General features: G+C 45.4%; 23 protein-coding genes. 16 read left to right on the forward strand and 7 right to left on the reverse strand.

Annotated elements, in window-relative coordinates:
* Positions 1-42: 42 nt before the first annotated feature.
* Positions 43-231: a hypothetical protein gene (locus tag QA601_00480; GenBank protein MDG5813542.1), complete on the reverse strand. Its 189-nt coding sequence runs from the start codon at positions 229-231 to the stop codon at positions 43-45.
* A gap of 993 nt (positions 232-1,224) precedes the next feature.
* On the opposite strand from QA601_00480, the gene QA601_00485 reads away from it, so the two are divergent.
* The 12 genes from QA601_00485 (at position 1,225) to QA601_00540 (ending at position 12,297) form a co-directional block, all read left to right on the forward strand.
* Complete coding sequence (locus QA601_00485) at positions 1,225-1,983, forward strand: WecB/TagA/CpsF family glycosyltransferase (protein ID MDG5813543.1); 759 nt, start codon at positions 1,225-1,227, stop codon at positions 1,981-1,983.
* A 573-nt stretch (positions 1,984-2,556) separates the two neighbouring features.
* Positions 2,557-2,811, forward strand: a complete 255-nt coding sequence (locus QA601_00490; protein ID MDG5813544.1) for a hypothetical protein — start codon at positions 2,557-2,559, stop codon at positions 2,809-2,811.
* A 570-nt stretch (positions 2,812-3,381) separates the two neighbouring features.
* Positions 3,382-4,053, forward strand: coding sequence for a hypothetical protein (locus QA601_00495; protein MDG5813545.1), 672 nt, complete (start codon positions 3,382-3,384; stop codon positions 4,051-4,053).
* 942 nt (positions 4,054-4,995) lie between these two features.
* A complete protein-coding gene (locus QA601_00500; protein MDG5813546.1) occupies positions 4,996-5,583 on the forward strand; it encodes an NAD(P)H-dependent oxidoreductase in 588 nt (195 codons plus the stop codon).
* A gap of 147 nt (positions 5,584-5,730) precedes the next feature.
* Entirely contained in the window at positions 5,731-6,420 is a 690-nt protein-coding gene (gene rpe / locus QA601_00505; protein MDG5813547.1) for a ribulose-phosphate 3-epimerase, read from the forward strand.
* A gap of 17 nt (positions 6,421-6,437) precedes the next feature.
* Positions 6,438-7,442 (forward strand): S41 family peptidase, encoded by a 1,005-nt coding sequence (locus QA601_00510; protein MDG5813548.1) that lies wholly within the window; start codon positions 6,438-6,440, stop codon positions 7,440-7,442.
* 14 nt (positions 7,443-7,456) lie between these two features.
* Positions 7,457-8,617 (forward strand): class I SAM-dependent RNA methyltransferase, encoded by a 1,161-nt coding sequence (locus tag QA601_00515; protein ID MDG5813549.1) that lies wholly within the window; start codon positions 7,457-7,459, stop codon positions 8,615-8,617.
* A 94-nt stretch (positions 8,618-8,711) separates the two neighbouring features.
* The gene (locus QA601_00520) at positions 8,712-9,191 is read left to right on the forward strand and encodes a hypothetical protein (GenBank protein ID MDG5813550.1); all 480 of its coding nucleotides are present in this window, start codon (positions 8,712-8,714) and stop codon (positions 9,189-9,191) included.
* A 35-nt stretch (positions 9,192-9,226) separates the two neighbouring features.
* Positions 9,227-9,961 (forward strand): response regulator, encoded by a 735-nt coding sequence (locus QA601_00525; protein ID MDG5813551.1) that lies wholly within the window; start codon positions 9,227-9,229, stop codon positions 9,959-9,961.
* A 126-nt stretch (positions 9,962-10,087) separates the two neighbouring features.
* Positions 10,088-10,441: a prepilin-type N-terminal cleavage/methylation domain-containing protein gene (locus tag QA601_00530; GenBank protein ID MDG5813552.1), complete on the forward strand. Its 354-nt coding sequence runs from the start codon at positions 10,088-10,090 to the stop codon at positions 10,439-10,441.
* Positions 10,442-10,466: 25 nt separating this feature from the next.
* Positions 10,467-11,219 (forward strand): prepilin-type N-terminal cleavage/methylation domain-containing protein, encoded by a 753-nt coding sequence (locus tag QA601_00535; GenBank protein ID MDG5813553.1) that lies wholly within the window; start codon positions 10,467-10,469, stop codon positions 11,217-11,219.
* 13 nt (positions 11,220-11,232) lie between these two features.
* Positions 11,233-12,297 (forward strand): hypothetical protein, encoded by a 1,065-nt coding sequence (locus QA601_00540; GenBank protein MDG5813554.1) that lies wholly within the window; start codon positions 11,233-11,235, stop codon positions 12,295-12,297.
* Between the two features lie 282 nt (positions 12,298-12,579).
* Here the strand turns inward: QA601_00540 and QA601_00545 are convergent, their stop codons facing one another.
* Positions 12,580-13,299: a DUF2807 domain-containing protein gene (locus QA601_00545; GenBank protein MDG5813555.1), complete on the reverse strand. Its 720-nt coding sequence runs from the start codon at positions 13,297-13,299 to the stop codon at positions 12,580-12,582.
* A 306-nt stretch (positions 13,300-13,605) separates the two neighbouring features.
* Between QA601_00545 and QA601_00550 the strand changes: the two genes are divergently transcribed.
* Positions 13,606-14,775, forward strand: a complete 1,170-nt coding sequence (locus QA601_00550) for an iron-containing alcohol dehydrogenase (protein ID MDG5813556.1) — start codon at positions 13,606-13,608, stop codon at positions 14,773-14,775.
* A 19-nt stretch (positions 14,776-14,794) separates the two neighbouring features.
* Complete coding sequence (locus QA601_00555) at positions 14,795-15,490, forward strand: SDR family NAD(P)-dependent oxidoreductase (GenBank protein ID MDG5813557.1); 696 nt, start codon at positions 14,795-14,797, stop codon at positions 15,488-15,490.
* 144 nt (positions 15,491-15,634) lie between these two features.
* Here the strand turns inward: QA601_00555 and QA601_00560 are convergent, their stop codons facing one another.
* The 5 genes from QA601_00560 to QA601_00580 form a co-directional block, all read right to left on the reverse strand.
* Positions 15,635-15,898, reverse strand: a complete 264-nt coding sequence (locus tag QA601_00560; protein MDG5813558.1) for an RNA-binding protein — start codon at positions 15,896-15,898, stop codon at positions 15,635-15,637.
* 122 nt (positions 15,899-16,020) lie between these two features.
* The gene (locus QA601_00565; protein MDG5813559.1) at positions 16,021-17,355 is read right to left on the reverse strand and encodes an NAD(P)/FAD-dependent oxidoreductase; all 1,335 of its coding nucleotides are present in this window, start codon (positions 17,353-17,355) and stop codon (positions 16,021-16,023) included.
* Between the two features lie 89 nt (positions 17,356-17,444).
* A complete protein-coding gene (locus QA601_00570) occupies positions 17,445-17,843 on the reverse strand; it encodes an Hsp20/alpha crystallin family protein (protein ID MDG5813560.1) in 399 nt (132 codons plus the stop codon).
* Between the two features lie 34 nt (positions 17,844-17,877).
* Positions 17,878-18,300: an Hsp20/alpha crystallin family protein gene (locus QA601_00575; protein MDG5813561.1), complete on the reverse strand. Its 423-nt coding sequence runs from the start codon at positions 18,298-18,300 to the stop codon at positions 17,878-17,880.
* Between the two features lie 31 nt (positions 18,301-18,331).
* Positions 18,332-18,784, reverse strand: coding sequence for an Hsp20/alpha crystallin family protein (locus QA601_00580; GenBank protein MDG5813562.1), 453 nt, complete (start codon positions 18,782-18,784; stop codon positions 18,332-18,334).
* Positions 18,785-19,000: 216 nt separating this feature from the next.
* On the opposite strand from QA601_00580, the gene QA601_00585 reads away from it, so the two are divergent.
* On the forward strand, positions 19,001-19,792 hold the full coding sequence (locus QA601_00585) for a PRC-barrel domain-containing protein (protein MDG5813563.1): 792 nt from the start codon (positions 19,001-19,003) through the stop codon (positions 19,790-19,792).
* 28 nt (positions 19,793-19,820) lie between these two features.
* The gene (locus QA601_00590; GenBank protein MDG5813564.1) at positions 19,821-20,744 is read left to right on the forward strand and encodes a PAC2 family protein; all 924 of its coding nucleotides are present in this window, start codon (positions 19,821-19,823) and stop codon (positions 20,742-20,744) included.
* Positions 20,745-20,747 lie beyond the last annotated feature (3 nt).

Below are 20,747 nucleotides of genomic sequence, written 5' to 3' on the forward strand. Positions count from 1 at the left end.
CAGAGAGAGAAAAGAATCACATGGTATACAACGTTTCTCCTGTTAATTGAAACCATCTGCAGGAAACAATCCCTTCTGCCTTACACTACGGTCACTGCTCTGGATCCCTGCCCTTGTAAGGGCAATCCATACTTCGGCTTCGCTCAGCACAGGTCTATAGCCAGGTCTTTTAAGGCCTGGTCCCGAAAAACGCCTGGCCCTGGTCCCCGGAGGCCTAACTCCCGGAAACACCACGCGTATCCTATCTGCCTAAAAGCTACTTTACTGCCTAAACACCTTTGGCTCAAAAGGCTGTTCATACTTAGGCTCCGGTCAGCACAGGCTTATCATCTGCAGTTTTAACACCTTAGCTTGCGACATCATCTCACTCAATCAATTTTCACTACTCTACACGATTTCACAACATACAGTGAAAGAAATGTTTGTTTTGTAAGCTTACACTTTATATTTTACTACCAAAGTGTTAAAAAGATACAATAACAATAGGAAGAATTGTGACCAATATCACACTTTTGGGGGCAAAAACCAGAACGCAAAGCGTGATATAACGCGTCCGGTTGATTCCTGCTCCTGATTGCTGTTTGATAGTAGGTGTTCATTTTACCGTTAAAATGAACCGTTTTAGCTGTTTACGCTCCCTGTGGGGAGAATATTGGGTAGGGCCGGGATGCCCTAAAGAAAGGACCGCCGGACCGGGAACTGCCCGGCAGAAATTGGCGTGAGAATAGAGCTGGAAATTTTCGCGTACTAACGCTTAACTTCAACATAACTTCAGATTCTTTTATGCTACACAGAAAACTAACACATCCATTAATCACTGTTTAAGACTTTGTTTATTCGCTTTACCGGCAACGGGGGGTTTGTTGAAGGTAAAGAAGATAAAGGGGTTAAACAGGGAGCTGTACTGAGCTGGTCTGTGTACCCGGAGGTTAAAATGTTGATCCTGAGAGAGGAGGGTAAGCCATGTGAATACAACATGTTAGTAGATCCTTTATAAGCTAAGGCTTTAGGGCTGACCGGGAATACTTGTTGCTTTTTTTAGTTAAGAGAGGGCCAAAAAGAATAAGGAATCGTGTCACTGGTTGATAAGGACCATAAGCCCGGGGGGCAGGTCAAATTTCCCTTTCCAAACCTAAAGAGGTTTCCAGCCAGTTAATTAAACAGAAAAAAAAAGATCTTACTGTAATGGTAATTGCTGTTTTCCGTTGAAAGGAAGTAACGTATATGAAAAGAGTACCCTTGTTAAATTTATATGTGGATAGCACTTCAATGGATGGAGTTGTTGAAAACCTGTTTGAAAGAATAGAGCATAGGATAAAAAGCAGTGTGTTTTTTGTTAACGCGTTAAAAGCGTATGAAATCGATAAGGATTCAAAGCTGCTACATATCATGAACTCTTTTGATTTTGTACTTGCCGATGGCATGCCGCTCGTTTGGATCTCAAAGTGGCTTGGTGAAGCATTGCCTGGCAGAGTTAACGGAACCGACTTGTTCGAACGGTTATTGAAAGAGGCCGAATCACGCGATAAATCGGTGTACTTTCTGGGGGCCAAAGAAGAGAATCTAAACCAAATGATCGAAGTGGTAAAAAAGCGCTACCCCAATCTACAGATCGCCGGATGGAGAAACGGGTACTTTAACGGTGAAGAAAACAGTGGGGTGGTGGACGGTATCAACAAATCCGGGGCTGATATCTTGTTTTTAGGATTTGGCAGTCCCAAAAAAGAGCTGTGGGCCTATGAAAATATGAGTTCCTTGTCGGTATCGGTAGTACAGGGGGTGGGAGGGAGTTTTGATGTTTTATCCGGTCTGGTAAAAAGGGCTCCCAAATGGATGCAAAAATGTGGCTTAGAGTGGTTTTACCGGTTCTGTAAAGAGCCAAGAAGAATGTTCAAACGGTATCTGATAACCAATACCTTCTTTATCGCGCTGTTTTTAAAATGTTATTGTAAGGAGTTGAAATCTAAGGTCAGATGGGCCTAATTTGGACGCGGAGGCGCAGGGAGGAGAGAGACGCTGAGGTAGAGGGATTTTTACACGCGGAGGGGCGGAGACGCAGAGAGGGAAAAGAAATCGCGTGGTATTCAACGATTTCTTTTGTTAATGAAATTATCTGCGGGAAATACCCCCTTCTGCCTTACCATACGGCCACTGCTCTGGATCCCTGCCCTGTAAGGGCAATCCATTTATAGCCAGGTCTTTCAAGGCCTGGAGGCGCAGGGAGGAGAGGGACGCAGGGACGGAGGAGAGATACGCTGAGAGAGAGGGATTTGTTCGCGCGGAGACGCAGAGGCGCAGAGAGGGAAAAAGAAATCGCCTGTTATGCGACGTTTTCTCCTGTTAACGAAACCATCTGCAGGAAACAACCCCCTCTGCTTTACACTACTGCCACTGCTGTGGATCCCTGCCCTGTAAGGGCAGTCCATCTATAGCCAGGTCTTTCAAGGCCTGGTCCCTGGGGGCCTGAAAGGTAAATGAACGAATTTTGACGGTAAGGTTTGTTGTGAGGAATTAGAATCATTGGTGCCGGATACTGGCGGGAAGGAAAAATGGTTTATGAAGAAAAATGAATCTTACTCAGATGCGCCACGGGAAATCGCCGAAGAGATAAAAGGAAGTGAAAGGATCGAAGATTTTCTTCCCTCGCCGGATGAGATTTCACAGAGTGTTAAGAAACAGCAAACAGTATCTGTTACAATGAACCTGAAAAAAGAAACGCTAGAGCAGTATGAACGATATGCTCAGAAGCAAGGGATAGATTACCACTCATTTATTTCGGCGCTTCTGGAAAAATATGCCCAGTGTTTGTAGTATCCGGAAAATTCTCCTACCCCCGTCGGTAAATATCGCATGGGGTAGCCAACCGCGCATGCTCTGGCACTAACCTCTTTGGGGTATTATGGCTTTTGTACCGTGGTGTTTATTGTGGTGTGTGCTTTTTTTTGAACCAGCAACCACCCACCTTCACATAGGCAAACGCCTGGTAGTTGATTATAATACCCCAAAGGGGTTTTCTATATCAGCCCCTACCCGGGGCGGTTTCTCTACCTCCTTCATTCCAAATTCTCTCTTCCTCCCGCGATTATAGCTCAAGGGTCCCCCCAAACGGATCTTTTCACGCTTTCACCATTGACGCCCGGGGGTGACCCAAACTATCGCCTTTAGCCCCATAAAACTCCTTCCTAAAATCCTGGTCTCTCAAACGCCTTGCGATCGTTCCCGGTACATCTCGCTCCTCATTCCAAAACAAAAAAAATTCCCACATCTCCCCTTTTGAGAATACCTTACAGCAAAAACTAACTCTTTTGAGGTAAAACAGACATGGCATGAAATCTGTATGTTACTATCCTTGGAGGAGTTAAATTTTCAAGGAGATGTGCCATGATACATAAAGTAGTAACTTCAATTGTTTTGATACTTATCTTAAACGCTGCTTCTTCGGCAGAACTGATACGGATCGACGATGATATCATCTACGATCCACAAGCCGATCAGTACTGGTATGGCCCTCGCTTTTACCATGAAGGATTACCGGAAGAATTGCAGTATCAACCGTACATGTGGGACTACTCTATCTATTCCGGTACAGTAGCTGAAATGAACCGGGATCCTGCGCTTACCAGCCATAAATGGGGCGATTGGTATGTCGCGGGTAAAGATGATATCACTACATTTGTAGAAAACAATCTGGATGAGATTCCCCACAATTTCATAGCCGATGTTACAGGAATGAATTGGGAGATGATACAGGAGAGGTTTTTTGACAAGCAAAACCCCGCAAATCCAGATCAAAACGCGGTGATGAGGGTGGTGTCCTATCCTGAAGATTTCTGGGAAGATATGTATCCCGATGAGCCCATGCCTCCACCTTTTTATGAGATAGAATATGTAGACCATGATGATGTAGTGGTTCCCGACAGAGGTCTTCGTGGTATCTGGGTAACAGCCCGGGGAGAAAAAACCGCTGCGGTCCCTGAGCCATCTTTAATTTTCACCATGGTTGGTGCACTGGCAGGACTGTTCTTTATGAGAAGGAAAGGTGACAAACAATAACCCGTCCCACTCTAAGAACTTCCTCCTCCCCCGGGCCGCGTCGATAAAACGCCTTGCCCGGGGTTTTTTCTGTGAACAGAGACGCGGAGGGGGGCAGGAGAGAGACGCAGAGAGATAGGAGTTTTTGCGCGCGGAGACGCGGAGGCGCGGAGAGGGGGGAGAGGGGGGAGAGGGACGCTGAGGGAGAGGGTTTTTTACACGCGGAGGCGCAGAGACGCAGAGAGGGAAAAGAAATCGCGTGGTATTCAACGATTTCTCCTGTTAACGAAATTATCTGCGGGAGATAACCCCTTCTGCCTTACCATACGGCCACTGCTCTGCTTCCCTGCCCTGTAAGGGCAGTCCATTTATAGCCAGGTCTTTCAAGCCTGGAGGCGCAGGAATGAGAGGGATGCTGAGGGAGAGGGATATTACACGCGGAGACGCGGAGGCGCAGAGAGGAATGAGAGGGACGCTGAGGGAGAAAGATTTTACACGCGGAGACGCGGAGGCGCGAAGAGGGGGGAGAGGGACGCTGAGAGAGAGGAATTTTTACACGCGGAGGCGCGGAGACGCAGAGAGGGAAAAGAAATCGCGTGGTATTCAACGATTTCTCCTGTTAATGAAATTATCTGCGGGAAATAACCCCTTCTGCCTTACCATACGGCCACTGCTCTGCTTCCCTGCCCTGTAAGGGCAGTCCATTCATAGCCAGGTCTTTTAAGGCCTGGAGGCGCAGGAATGAGAGGGACGCTGAGGGAGAAAGATTTTACACGCGGAGACGCGGAGACGCGGAGAAGGAAAAACAAACGCATGGTATGCTACGATTATCTCCTGTTAATGAAATTATCTGCGGAAAATAACCCCTTCTGCCTTATCACATGTTTACTGCTGTGGTTCCCCGGAACACCCGGTCCCCCGGATGGCGCGGAAAGGAAATCTTAACCACCAAAAGGAGGTCTCATGTCATTAAAAATACAGGTGATCATTTCAAGTACCCGCCCGGGGCGGTTTAGTGAAAAACCAGCACATTGGATACTGAGCAAACTTAAGCAGCAGGAAGGCATAGAGCCGGAGCTGCTCGATTTAAGAGAATACCCTTTGCCCTTCTATGATGAACCTCAGAGTCCAAGTCAGATTACAAATTTCTCCTATTCAAACGATATGGCTGTTGCCTGGGCTAAAAAGGTAGGGGAGGGTGATGGATATGTAATTGTTACCCCCGAGTATAATCATGGGTATCCGGGGGTGTTAAAGAATGCCTTAGACTATGTGTATCATCAGTGGAATCATAAAGCAGTGGGGTTTGTAAGCTACGGAGGTGTTTCGGGAGCCAGGGTAATTGAACAGTTACGGTTAGTGTCAGTGGAGTTACAGATGGTGCCGATCAGAAATTCAATCCATATCCCCCCACCTCTTTTTTATGATCTTAAAGGAAGAGAGGAGGTCGGGACAGAGGATTTTTCACCCCTCGATAACACCGCTCACCGATTCATCAATCAGCTTCAATGGTGGACTGAGGCTACCAGGGCTGCAAGAGAAAGGGAGTAGTTTAGAAAAAGGTGTCCGGGGGGGACCACACAGAGCATAGCAGGTTCATGGGAGCCAAGATAATAAATCGAGGTAAATAAGAGGTGCTGAATGTATTTTTCTCCCAGCTGAAGCTTTAATCTTATTTATCTCGAGGAATCACCAACGATGGTATCAAAGAAAATTGAAATCGCTCCATCAATTCTTTCTGCGGATTTTAGAAATCTGGAGCGTGAGGTAAAGGCCGCGCAGGATGCGGGGGCAGACAGAATACACTGCGATGTGATGGATGGACATTTTGTCCCAAATATTACTTTCGGACCACTGGTTATAGAGGCGGTTAAAAAGTGTGTTTCGATACCTCTGGATGTGCATCTGATGATTTCTGATCCCCAAAAATATGTGCGGGATTTCTGCAGCGCAGGGTCAGATGTTCTTATGTTTCATGCTGAAGCGGTCGATGATATTGCACCAGTACTTCAGAATATAAAAAAGCAGGGAGTAAAAACAGGGATAACGGTGAACCCCGACTACCCGGTTGATCTTTTTATCGATGAGTTGGATAAGATCGATCAGGTGCTCATAATGTCGGTGTATGCCGGGTTTGGGGGACAGAAATTTATGCCCGAAATGAAGCACAAGGTTAAAAAAGTGTATACTGAGGTACAAAAAAGAGATATAACTATAGATATAGAGGTTGATGGCGGAGTTAATGGCAACAGTGCTGAAGAGTGTGCTCTCAGTGGAGCAAATGTGCTGGTGGCCGGAAGTTATGTGTTTGGAAGTGGTGAGTACCAAAAGCGTATCAGTGAGCTTAGGGAACTTGCTTTAAAGGGCAGAGAGAAATTACAGGTTTAAAAAGGACTTTCCCAAAAATGGTGCTATCGGCGTTACTGTTACCGCTGCTACTTCTGCTTGCCTGCGACAATCCTGTGTATAACGGGCCATTGGATCTCACCGAGCATCAGAGTGTATGGCAGTATCTCAAAGTGTATAGCTACTATCAGGATCGTGTTCCTGAGTCGCCCCTTGATTACCCCGCTCCTGAATCATTACTGAATGCTGTGGGTGATCAGTACACCCATTATAAACCACTCAGAAGCCCCTGGTTACCCAAACGAGTCTCCTCCATGGCTCTGGATACCCTAAACTGGGAGGCGTTGTCTGATTCCACCGTGGTTATAAGGATTCAAAACTTCAGGTCCGATACCAAAATCAGATTTGAAAGAATACTGCCCTCAATAGGGCCATACCCAAACATCGTGGTTGATCTGAGAAACAACAGGGGCGGTGATCTCAACCCGACCGAAGCAATAATCGAGGACCTTTTGCCGGCTAATATCCCTTTTATGATTATTGAGGAGCGAAAGTACAATAAAGAAAAAATGGTCGGTGAAACAGTTATCGATACCCTCAGGAGCACACGAGGCGCTCACCGTGCCCTTGCCAATAAACGATTTTCTGTGTTAATGAACGGAATGTCCGCCAGTGCTTCAGAGTTGCTTATCGCGGCGCTGAAAGAGGGCACAGGTGCGAAGTTAGTGGGAGAAACCACCTATGGTAAGGCCAGGGGGCAGGTGATAATTCCTCGCGGAGACAGGGATTCTTTGCAGATAACCTATTCCGCGTTTCGAGGTATTTCCCCTAGGATCGGTGATTATAACAGTATAGGAATCGTTCCTGACACAATCCCTGAAGCTATTAAAACCCTGGGGGAAGCAATATATTCTGAAGACTCCCGAAACCTTTTTTATGCTGCCAGAATTCTGGACTCATCCATCGGGCCGCAGCAGTTTATGGGGAGGGGGACTTTTAAACGGGCTTACAGCACAAACCCTGCGGTAATGTACAAGATCACCCCGCCCGATCCTCTTAAGTAGAGAGGGATTATTTTTTGAAGCAAACAGTTACGATCGAAAAAGTTGTGTATGGTGGTGAAGGGCTTGCGCGCACCGATAGTGGTGTGATCTTTGTTCCGGATACCATTACCGGTGATGTTGTGAGGGTGATCGCTTCGGAGCGCAGAAACGGGGTTCATAAGGCAACCCGTACTTCACTGCTGGAACCATCCCCGCACAGAAGAGATGCGCTGTGCCCCCATTTTGGTGAATGTGGAGGGTGTAACTGGCAATTTGTGGACTACTCCTATCAGCGTGAGACCAAAAAAGAGATTTTTTTAGACTGTATGCGCCGAATCGGGAGAATCAAACAGGTGCTTAACCCAGAGAGTATTGCTGCTTCAGAGCTTGGCTATAGAATCAGGGCTCAGATAAAAGTGGATTGTGAGACGCAAAGGTTTGGGTTTTTTAGAAAAAAGAGTAATGAAATTGTTTCAGTACAACACTGCCCCCTGCTTAGTGAACAGCTAAATAGAGTGCTTTTGCATATACATAAGACTTCAGGCGCCGGGTTAACGGGCCACAAAAGCATCAAGGTGCTGGGGCAGAGTTCAAAAATGATAGCATCTGATCCTGTTATAGATCGCCTCACGTGTGGTTCAACTACCATTAGAGTCGGTGAGAAACGGTTTTGTGTACAGGGTAACAGCTTTTTTCAGAGTAATGGTTATCTTCTAAAGGAGCTTGGGACCTGGGCTGCCCCTCATTTATCCTCAACGAGGTGCCTTGATCTTTTTGGGGGCTGCGGTTTTTTCTCCATTATGCTCTCAGAGTGTTTTAAAGAGGGGATTTTGGTTGAGAATGTTGGGTCTCAGGTTGAGCTGGCCAGGAGCAACTTTAGAAATAATGATCTGAGCCATATCCGGGGCTATGTTGCTGATGTAGAGAAGGGGCCGGCAATGGCCGAACTAAAAAAGTATAACCCCGATCTGGTTATTGTTGATCCACCCAGGCCCGGTCTTACCAGAAAAGCTCGTCAATGGGTTTCAGATCTTTCTCCCCACACGCTACTGTACATATCCTGTAATCCTTCCACACTGGCCAGAGATGCCGGGTTTTTGGTGAATAAAGCTGGCTACTCTATCCACAAATCAGCTGTTTTTGACCTCTACCCCAATACCTCTCACCTTGAGTCAGCTCTGATACTACGCAAATAGTTTGATTCTCCTCACCGTATCTTTTAATTGAAAACAATCAGACTAAAATGTAGAATTAGCTTCAGTAACGGTTAATTGGCAAAAGAGGGTGGAGATGAAGAAAAATGCCTATATCGAAGAGAAACGTCGGCACGATGTCGTTTCTTCAATGGCAAAGAAACTTGCCACTCCGGACCAGACTATGGTTTTTAGTGAAGCCAAAAAGAGAAGCCATAAGCTCACTCTCATTGCCAGCTCTGTTGTGTTTATCGTTATAATGATTGTAGTAGGTGTAACGTATACCTTAAAAGGTTCTACAGGTGGACCTGAGGGGGTATCTGTGCAGGTAAACTCTCCGGTACAAAAGATTACTGATGTATATCATAGAGAAGAAATATCGGTTGAGCAGTATAGTATGCTTTTAACAGATGTATTAGTACGGTATGATTCACTTCCTGAGCACTATCGTGTAGAAGCGCCGCTTATCGATCCTGAGGAGATCTATCAAAAATTAGCCCGCGTATGGCCTCTGGTGGATGTTGAAATCAGAAATACAATACTTAAAGACATCCCTCAGCTTGAAAGCAGATTATAAGATTTTTTCTGAAGAGCGGATTCCGGAGAACAAGTATGATTAAGGAAAATCTTTTTCACCTCTTAAAGGAAACTGTTCAGGTACTTATTGTTGAAGATAACAGCTCCTCTTTTGAGCTGGTGGAAAACGTTCTGGGCACAACGTCAATATATAGAATAGAGTGGGCTAAAACAGCATCTGCTGCCGCCAGGCGCCTTGGCGCAAAGCAAAAATTCCATATCTGCCTGCTGGATCTTGGGATGAGTGATGTGGATGGGGATGAATTTTTCCTGATCAGGCGCTACAGTGCGGAGTTCCCCATACTTGTTTTTACCGCTTCCGATTCACCGGGCAAGGGCGCGGATAGTGTTTTGCTGGGGGCAAAAGCGGTGATAGAAAAAAAGACTCCCTTCGATACCTTTCAGTTTCTTAAGACAATAAATTACTGGTCCCTTATAAGTCTCATCAATAATGAATACGGGGTAAAAAGAGGCACAACACTTGAATTTGCCACCAAAGTACTTTTGGAAAAAAAGCCATGTAGTGTTACCCAATGGGCCGATCAGATGCGCATAACCGATCGTCAGTTACGCAACCTGTGGGCAACTGCGCCTGGGTTTGGGGCAAAGTCGGTGCTTAACCTTTTTCACCTGTATTCTAATATCTTTCAAGCGGTTGAAGAACAGTTTATTGGAAACGATCTTACTTTAGGTGAAAACAAAGCGCTGCTACAAAAAGCCTTTGAGTTTTTTGCCGCTCACCCAGACCAGCTTTCCTCTATGCTCGCCTGAATACACAAAAACGTTTTTCGGAAAACAGATTTCCGTTTTTCGGGTTGGTTTGTCTGGTATAATTTAAGTATCAGATCTGATAGTCAATTGCTTTGGTAAATATTTGTTTCATGGAGGAGGTCAGGGATGAATACAGGGAATAATCGTGGAAGTTCGATGGTGGAAGTAATTGTGGCGATGTTTATTCTTGCGCTACTTATTACAGGACTTAATGCCAGTGTGGTTCATCTTGTAAATTCAAACCTTGCTTCTAAAGAGATATCAGAGGCAACAGCAATGGGAAATAAGATTCTCGAACGGTTACGCCGGGAAGAGTATGGCAATGTAGTCAGTGGTTTCGATACAATTGATGATAAGTTTATTAGAAGCTGGACTGTTACTGATGAATCTCATCTCAGAAGAGTACAGCTACATGTCGAATGGCCAAGCATGGGTGGAAGAAGACAGATCTCCATGTCAACAATAATATCCAGGCCCTGATAGTGATATGGGGAGGGAGATGCTTATGTGCCGCGCTGGCAATAATAGAGGAATAACTATCCTTGAACTGATTATTTCTATGTTTATCTCTTCTGTTGTGATATCGGGAGCGTACAGACTGTATAACGATCTTTCAAAGCGAATGGACCATGAGGCTGAGAGCGCTTTAGTCTATACTGATCTTATTACAGTAAGCTCGATGATTGAAAGAGATTTCAGAGTCGCGGGATATAATCTTCCGGGCAATGGAATAAAGAAACGGGATGAAAACGGAATCGCAGAACTGTTGATATTCACCAACCAACAAAATGTCCGTACTGCCGCAGCTTCACAGACTCAGGCTGGAGAGAGAACCATTTCACTGCACAACACGGATGGGTTTTCAGTGGGGGATTGGATCTGTATAACCGCTATGGCATCTCCTGAATATCATCAAATCAGCGCGGTTGGTACTACGGGGACTATTACAATCGAACAGGGAGTATCCGGCACTGTACCAGCAGGCTCTCTGGTGTACAAAGCAGATGGTGTGCGTTATTATATCGATGAGGAGCGTGAGGCGCTGTTTAGGGAGATGAAAGGTAACTCCTACCTGGTAAGTAACAGAATAGAGGTGCTTGAGTTAGTGGCAAAAGATACCGATGGACAAATAATTACCGGCGATTTTTCACAAACCAGGGCCGTGAGCATTTCACTTGGTAGTGTTATCAGAAGTGCCGGTACAGAACGCCTGGTTACCGAAAGCACAGAAGTAAATATTCGCAATGTAAACTTATAGAAAATGGTAAACAATGGAAAAACTATTTTTAAATAAAAACGGCGGTGCGGCAGTAGCAGTACTCATGATTGGAGTTATACTCAATATTACAGTTGCGGTAGTATACTTTACGGTGAATACATCAATTAAAAGAAGCGGGTCCAGAAGAGCCGGGATATCGGCGTTGAATTTGGCAGAAGCAGGAAAAGAACACCTTTATTCAAAAATCAGAACCGGTGAATATACTTTTACTGCTGATACACGAAACACCGTTTTTGATAATTACCCGTTTAATGAAGGTGTATACACCGTATCCTGCAGTACAAACGCTACTTTAGATACCATATGGGTACGCTCAGAAGGTAAGCTGGGAGATGATAGCCGGGTAATAGAGGTACGTTCAAAGATTTTACCGCGAATTCAGTTTCCGATGCCAAACGTTAAAGGGGCGGTTACAGCAAGAGCTGGTATTGAGGTCAGAGGAGATGTGACAATCGATGGCAGGGATTACGATTCCACCGGCATACTCACAGGTGATGGCGTGTATGGGGTGAGTACCTGCGGAGAGGTGACTATGAGTGGCAATCCGCATATCGGGGGTAACGGTTTGGAACCGGTCAGTAGCAACAGAATAGATGATGTACGAGAGGATGTTTTAGAAGAGAATGCTGAAGTTACCGATATATTTGATTCACCGGAACATTTCCTAGGGATTGAACCGGGCACACTCGATCAATACAAAACTTCAGGGTATGAAACCCCACTCAGAGGGCTTCACTACATAACCGATGACTTTGTAGGGCCTCTTCACCTGGAAGATTCCTATGGTATACTGATCGTTCACAATAGTGCCATGACTTCGGAGCTTCAGATAAATTCAGGGGATTTTAAGGGCTTAATTATCACCGACAGAATCGCCAGGATCGCGGGGGACTCTGAAATACTCGGTGCCGTGGTGACCCTTACCGATGGAGAAATATCCACTTTCGGAACCGGGACACCGGTTATCAGATACTCATCCCAGGTGCTTGAAAATCTGAATATGTACCTGGATAATGTACACAAAACCGTAGAAGAGCTGTCCTGGAGAGAACTCTAAGGATAATAGAGCAAGACAAAAGAGCCTCACCTCCGGGCGCTTACCACCACTCTCCCCTCAGAGGCGGGACACGCAGCAACGGTTCGCTTAGCGATAAAAGTCGCTTTTGTCTGTAAAAAGGAGTGGCAGAAGTACCAATCCAACCACTACTCCCGCAACAAACGCAACTGAATGGGTCCCCCTTCTCCAGTGGGAAAAGGGGATTGCTGAGCGGCAGTCCAGGTACAGGGGATGAGGCCTTAATGTAAAAACCGACACGTCGGTACCGGGAGATCGACTCTCTTACAGACCTCCTGCTTCAATAAGACGTGAAGCACCTTGTCGCTCGAGCGAATCCACATGCCCTCTGTAGTAAAGAGTAGACTGGTCAGAGAGAAAACCACTGATCACTCCTGAACTAACTATCTCTGCTACACTGTTATCTCTGAGAATTATAGAGCTGTTGTGTGTATTGAGGTTAAAAAGCGATGCCTTACTTGAATTTCTGCCCGTTACAGTAAGAGTATGAGCTTTCCCTCTTAGTTCAAGTTTACTCCGCCCTGAAAGGTGTACTGTAATGTCTCTTGCGCTAATAGAGCCAGACATCTGGCTGTAGGAAGAGAGATCGATACTGAGTGGCCGCTCAGAAAAGGGGGGGGCCTGTAAATGAATTTGAGCAAACTCGGTTGCCTTGATGTATTCCAGATCCGGTACTCCAATGTGTGCACTAAACTGTACCCTGTTATACTCCCATCCCGCTCTGAGACTTAGCTTCAGTTCGCCATTGATCGTTTCGACCTGAACAAAGCGCTCAATGTTTTCATCAATTGTTACGGTTACAAAATGCGTGTCTGATTGAACGAGGGTTACCTTACAACCATCACTCACATATAAGGAGTTAAACTCCGCAATTGCATAACTAATCTCTTTGCTGTTGCCGCTACCATAAATGGTAGGCATTGCGCAGCTGAGTATAAAAATCACAGGAGAGATAAAAAGCAGTGAAAGGATCTTCCTATCCATACTGACCTCCCGGTAATTGGTATTCACTTATAGTAAAAAAAAAGCAACTCCCGGGCCCGGTTGCTCCGTTGTTTTTTTTTGTAGTACTCATTGAGGCTACAAGACACCCAAAAACTGTGCTCGATGAGCACAGAGAAGTCAGCTTCTAACCCAAAGTGAGCTCATTGGTAAAAAAACACTAATGCTTTTATAAAACTAATCCACTGACTTCACCTTTTTTTATTTTATAGTCTTTGATATACTGTATATATTCCAGTTCTTATAACAGCCATTTTTAGCATTAAATTCCTTAATGGGGTGAAAACAATGGAAAATTTTGTATTCCAAAACAGAACTAAGATCATTTTCGGTCGCGACAGTGACTCTGAAGTTGGAGCGGAAGTTAAAGCGTATGCCGATAAGGTGCTCCTTCACTACGGAAGTTCAAGAATTAAAGACAGCGGTCTTTTCAGTCGCGTGAGCGAATCACTCAAAGCTGCCGGGGTAAGTTTTGTGGAGCTCGGTGGGGTTGAGCCCAACCCGCGTCTTAGCCTGGTAAAAGAGGGAATAACGATGTGCCGGGAAAATGGAATTGAGTTCATTTTGGCCGTTGGGGGCGGCAGTGTTATCGATTCTGCAAAGGCTATTGCTATTGGTGTCCCTTATGAGGGTGATGTGTGGGATTTTTATGACGGTAAAGCTGCGCCACAGAAAGCGTTGGATGTTGCCACCATACTTACCATTCCCGCAGCAGGAAGTGAAGCAAGTCCTGCATCGGTTATCACCAACACCGATGGTGATCTTAAACGTGGTGCGGCAAGCGAGCTGCTTCGACCAGTGTTTTCAATCCTTAACCCTGAACTGACCTTTTCACTTCCTCCCTACCAGACCGCCTGTGGTGCTGCAGATATTTTAGTTCATGTGTTTGAGCGCTATTTCACCAATACCACCAATGTGGAACTTACAGACCGGCTCTGTGAAGCGGTGATGAAGACCGTTATTGAAAATGTGACTGTATGTCTCAGTGATCCTCTAAACTATAATGCACGGGCAGAAGTGATGTGGGCTGGTACGGTTGCGCATAATGACCTCGTTGGGACCGGACGAGCCCAGGACTGGGGATCCCATCAGATCGAACACGAAATTAGCGGTATCTACGATGTGGCCCATGGAGCCGGCCTGGCAGCGGTTGTTCCTGCATGGATGAAAACTGTGTACAAAACCAACATTGCACGTTTCGTACAGTTTGCTTCAAGGGTTTGGAATGTAGAGATCAATTTTCAGGACCAGGAAAAGACTGCTCTTGAAGGCATAAAAAGAACTGAACAGTTTTTCTCCTCCATTGGATTGCCGGTTACTCTCGGTGAAATGGATATCGATGATAAGCGTCTGGAGGAGATGGCTGATAAATGCACCGATGGTGGAAAGGGCTGTGCAGGAAATTTTGTCAAAATCGATAAAAATGGAGTATTAGAGATTCTTAAAACCGCATTATAAATTCTAAACAGGAGAAATTATGGTAGACATACGTAATAAATGGGCGTTAATTACAGGAGCCAGTCGGGGTGTGGGAAAAGAGGTCGCTAAAGCTATGGCCCAAAAAGGGTGTAATCTGATCGTGCACAGCAGAAACACCAGTAGCACCGATGCACTTGCTGCTGAGCTTTCCAAATCCGGCATAACAGTTCATCAACTCAGCGCTGAGCTTGAAGATGTAACACAGGTCAGGGAGCTTGGAGAAAAAGCACAGTCACTGTCCGGTGGTTTGGATATTCTCTATAATAACGCTGCTATAATGACTCAGTATCATACCGATATTTATGGAGCAAAAGAGGATGAGTTTGTACAAAGTTTTACTATTAATACCATCGCGCCTATCATTCTTTGCAATATGATTATCCCTTCTATGGTTAAACGTGGTTTTGGCAGAGTGGTAAATGTAACTTCAGGAATACAGGATCAGCCCCAGCTAATGCCCTATGCTGCATCAAAAGCTGCTTTAAATAAATATGTATACGATATGGCTGTTCACCTTGAGGGCTCAGGGGTGCTTATGAACCTTCTTGATCCCGGATGGCTCAGGACCGATTTAGGTGGCCCCAAGGCTCCCAATGCCGTTGAATCGGTTATCCCCGGTGCTTTGGTACCCGTACTTTTAGACGATACAACCTGCGGAAAGTTTTTCTGCGCACAAGACTACGCGGAAAACTAACCATAGCGCACTATGAGTGTGTAGTCATACCCACACTCAGTAAAAGAAGGTCGCCTGCTGTGAGCAAAGCGATGAGGGTTGAGTCGCACTCATCCCTCATCCCCTGCTCAGCTTTTTCTCTTTAGCCTCAGGAGGCTAAAGACGTTAGTGCCGTGGTGGTCTGCTCTGACGTGGCTTAGCTTCATTGACCGTAAGCTTACGGCCTTTAACCTCCTGATTTGAAAGCGCCTCCACTGCCTGTGCGGCTTCTTCATTATTGGGCATCTCTACAAATCCAAACCCCTTGGCCCGGCCTGTGAATTTGTCCTTAATCAGACTAACATTTGAAACATCACCGTATTCCTGAAATAGCGACCTGACTTCATCCTCAGTACTCTCATAGGAGAGATTTCCAACGTAGATATTCATTGCCTGGCTCCTTTATTACTGCAAAATTACTGCAAAAGAGTTAGTTTGGCTTCAAAGTGAAAATTGTTGCTCCTTAAAGAAAATAAACCGCAAAAATTGGACCATTGGAAAAGCTCCCGCGCTCAAATCCGCTGTATCGAATCGTAGGTAACTGATGGAAAACTCCAGTTCATATCTTTAAGCGCTTTTACACCCACATGGCTCTTTATCGCCAATAGAAAACAGTTTATCACCTCATCACAGTTGTACCCCAGCAGGTGAGCGCCAAGAAGGTGATGGCCATTGGAATCTAAAAGCAGCTTGTAAGCAGAATGACTCATCCCCAAACGCCGTGTTATATGTTTTTTTGAGGTGTTTTGAAACACCACCTGATAGTCGATTCCCTGCTCCTGTGCCTCCCTTTCAGTGAGTCCCGCTGATGCAATTTGAGGAAACGAGAAAACAATACTTGCAACAGCGCTGTAATCGGGTATGGTGGTGTTGCCGTAGAGCATGTTATAGGCCGCTGTACGCCCTTCCATTGCAGCGACAGTGGTTAATTTTATGCCTCGGGGGTTAACATCACCGGCAATATAAACAGAGCGGTTGGTTTTGCTTTGAAGAAACGTATTGGTGATAATACCCCCTTTATCTGTTTCGATGCGCGCGTTTTTAAGCTGCAGCTCATCAGTCTCTGGTACTCTTCCCGCCCCATGCACCACCAACCCACACTCTATGGTGCTGTTTTCAAGGGAAACCACATACTCTCCCTGCCGCCCCTTCACTATGCTCTCTACAGAGGTATTTGGCAACACTTCTATTCCAAAACTTTGGCATGCATCAATAAACAGCTTTACGATATCCTGATCAAAGGCAATAAGCGGCCGTGCAGCACTTTCAACTACATACACCTTCGCTCCGGCCATGGCCGCGATGTGTGCGAATTCAAACGATATATATCCTCCTCCTATAAATACTACCGAGGAGGGAAAACGTTCCAGCTCAAGAAACTGATCACTGGTGATGATATGCTCTGAGCCCTCAATGGTAAGCGCCGCGGGTTTGGAGCCCGTCGCTATGACAATGTTTTGAGCTTCAATCTCCCTGTCTCCCACTTTGACCCGGTTTTCTGAGAGAAAAGAGGCACTGCCATGCACGGTGTCGATAAGAAGTTTTTTAAAAAGCTTTTCATTAAACTGTGGTATGCCACTGGTCATGTGATGTTTAAAGTGCATCATCGCTTCCCAGTCCACTGAGGCAGGCTCTTTGATTCCTTTAGTGGCTAATAACCGTGAACGCTCTGCCACTTCAGCCACACCGGCCATAAGACGCTTGGGATTGCAGCCTCTCAGAGAACACGTCCCGCCAAAGGGGCGCTTATCTGCAATCGCGACACTCCACCCCTTTTGACGACAAATCTGTGCTGCTGCACTACCCGCACTACCACTTCCAATCACTAGCAGATCGTATCTTTCCAATGGGCTAACTCCGTTTCGCTGGTTACGGCTGTGTTAAGAGTTACTGTGGTAGTAACCTTAACACAGCAAAAATAGGTGGTATGGTACTATCAGGCACTGATCTGTATTCTTCTTGGTTTCACATCCTCTTTGCGTGGAATGATAATTTCAAGCACCCCGTTATCCAGTTTTCCTGTTATCCTGTCGATTTGAAACTCGTTACTCAAGGTAAAAGATCTGAAGAAATTACCAGGTTCAAACTCTTTAACTGCTGCTTCAGCTTCAGGTTCACTCATTGAGCATTTGGCTCTGACTGTCAGGATGTTGTTTTCATCCACTTCAACATTTACATCCCCCTTATGTACTCCGGGAATATCCATAGAGAGAACTAAGGCTTCCTTGTTATCGAAAATAGTTGCGTCGGGAGAAAAGGAATTTTCTGCGGAGACAAGCTGCTCAGCAGTGGAACTATGAACTGGAGTTTGCTCTCTTTTGGACTGTTCGGCCATATATTTCCTCCTTAAGACTTTGTCTTGCTGTTAATTATTCCGTTTCGATAGTAATCTGTTTAGGTTTTGCTTCTTCTGATTTTGGCAGTGTAATTGATAACACACCATCTTTATAGGAGGCTTTAATCTGATCATGTTTAATGGCAACCGGAATCCGTATCCTCTTTTCAAAACTCCCTTCAGGCTGCTCTTTTCTGAGAATTTCCGCTCTGCCATAGGAGGGCGTTTCTCGTTTCCCGGTGAGAATAAGATAGGACTCCTGCATATTTATATCGATCTCCTCTTTTTTAACCCCGGGTACTTCTGCAAGGATAGTGATGGTATCGGCGTTTTCATATAAGTTAACCAGAGGGAACTGGGATTGTGTTGATCCGAAAAACGGAACCCGTGAAAACATTCGGTCCATTTCACCTCTGATTCTTTCAAGCTCCCGGAATGGATCTCTTGGCCACTGCATACTGTGCTCCTTTCAAATAATTTATGATGAATCACTCTATATCTATTTTTTTGCCCCCCTTGGGCCCTTTCTCTTTTTTGGGAATAGAGACTCGTAGCACCCCGTTTTTACATGACGCTTTCGCATCTTCAAACCTGAGGTTTTCACCAAGAGGTATATCTCGACGAAACGATCCATAGCGACTCTCTTCATATGAGGATTCTTTCTCTTTTTTCTCTTTTCTCTCCTGTCTCTCACCCTTTATGGTAAGTGTGCCCTGAGAGTAGAGCAATGTAAGATCTTTTGAATCCATCCCCGGTACTTCAGCACGAACGGTGACTTCGTTATCGTTTTCAGAAATGTCCACAGCCGGGGTCGTCTCCTGCCATATCTGCTCAAGGGGTCGTTCGAGAAAATCGGTTATGGAGCCAAAGGGGCGATTGAACCATTCTGCCAGTGATGGTACATCAGGTTTGCCCCTTTTTCTTAAGCCTGGTAGATTCATACCCTTTTCTCCTTATCTTATGATGAAAAATCCAGTGAACTGTACAAGCTATGATGGTCAGCAAAACCGATACCATTAAGCGGAGGCAAAGAGAACGTTTGCTGCATCTTGGGGAGAGTTGTGCTGTAAAGGGTATGTCTTAAGGTAATGGCATGGAATTTGAGCTCTTAACCGCTAACCAAAAGCAGATGTAAATAGATATCGAAGGGGGAGGGAATGTTTGATACGTGTATTAAGCTCTATGGTAAGTCGTTGCATGCTACCGATGGCAAAATAGGAAAAGTGGATGATTTCTATTTTGACGACACAAACTGGGCTTTGCGGTATCTGGTCGCAGATGTTGGTTCCTGGCTTTTAGGAAAGAAGATTCTTCTTTCTCCTGCAGCGTTGGGAAAACCACTCAATGACAGTATCGATGTAAAGTACTCTAAAGATCAGGTAAAACACAGTCCCAATGTCGATACTCAAAAACCAATTTCAAGAAAACTGGAAGAGGAGCTCCATGATTATTACTCCTGGCCCTACTACTGGGTATATCCAAATCATTATAACTCTCTTGGGGGCGCTATCTATCCAGGCCTCTCATTTCCTTCCGGTTTTCCAAAACCACTGGGAGAGGAGCCCATTACCGCACAGGCTCTGGAAAAAGAGCAGAAAACCGAAGAAGAGATACGTCAGTCCCATCTTCGCAGTACAAAAGAGTTAACCAATTATCATATCCAGGCAACCGATGAGGAGATAGGACATGTGGAAGATTTTATTCTCGATACCGAACACTGGGTGATTCGCTATCTTATAGTAGATACCAAAAACATCTTACCGGGTAAAAAGGTGTTACTTGCCCCACAATGGATATTGGGAATCGATTGGGGAGAGACGAAGGTTTACGCCGATGTTTCAGCTGATACTATACGCAACGGACCCGAATTCACCAACAAAACTGAGCTCGACAGAGATTACGAAAAGCGCCTGTATGAGTATTACAAAAGACCAAAATACTGGAAATAAACTCCTAACACTTTGGAGAGAGTATTAAATGGAGTTACTAAACAGAAAACACTTTGACACCCCTCCTGTTCTGTTTGCTTCCTGGAGTGGTGCAGGCAATGTGGGGATTTTAACCATGGATTATCTAAGGCGAAAGCTTGGTGCACGTATTTTCGCCAAAATCGACATGGCTCGCTATATTACTCCCGATTCCATTGAAGTAGATGGAGGTGTTGCACACTTCCCCCAAACTCCTCAAAGCGTCTTTTATCACCACCACAACCCGGATTTAGTCATTTTCGAAAGCAATGCACATGTTGGTGGGAAAAATGATGCCGAAATTTTAAAATCGATTCTTCAACTGGCACGGGAACTTGGTACCACAAGAATCTATACCGCAGCCGCCATTCCGGTTTCCATGAGTCATACCCAGGATTCAAACGTCCATTTCGCTACCAACAATATGACGCTGATACCTGAGTTTACCTCTCTTGGATTTAACCCAATGAAGGAAGGGGTCATAAGCGGGCTTAACGGATTGATGCTGGGGTTTGCTGCCTCAAGAAGAATCGATGCGGTGTGTCTACTTGCAACCATTCCGGCCTATGCCGGTACGCTTACCTATCCCAGAGGGGCTCTTTCGGTGGTAAAAGCGATGCAACGAGTGATACATGTCGATGTAGATACTTCTGAGCTGGAAAAAGAGTGTCAGGAAGCAGAGCCTATGTTTGATGAAGTTGAAGGCAAGTTTAAAGATTTCTTCGATGCTACTGTAGCACAGCAGCCTGAGCCGGAGCTTGAGCAGGTAGAAACAGATGAAGTCCCCGGGCATGTGATGAACAAAATTGAAACGCTGTTTAAAGCCGCACAAAAGGATCGTTCAAAAGCAAAGGAGTTAAAAGATGAACTGGACAAGTGGAGTTTATATCCGCTGTATGAAGATCGGTTTCTTGACCTTTTTGAAAACGATTAGTGG

Source organism: Chitinispirillales bacterium ANBcel5, assembly GCA_029688955.1.
GTDB classification, from domain to species: Bacteria; Fibrobacterota; Chitinivibrionia; order Chitinivibrionales; family Chitinispirillaceae; genus Cellulosispirillum; species Cellulosispirillum alkaliphilum.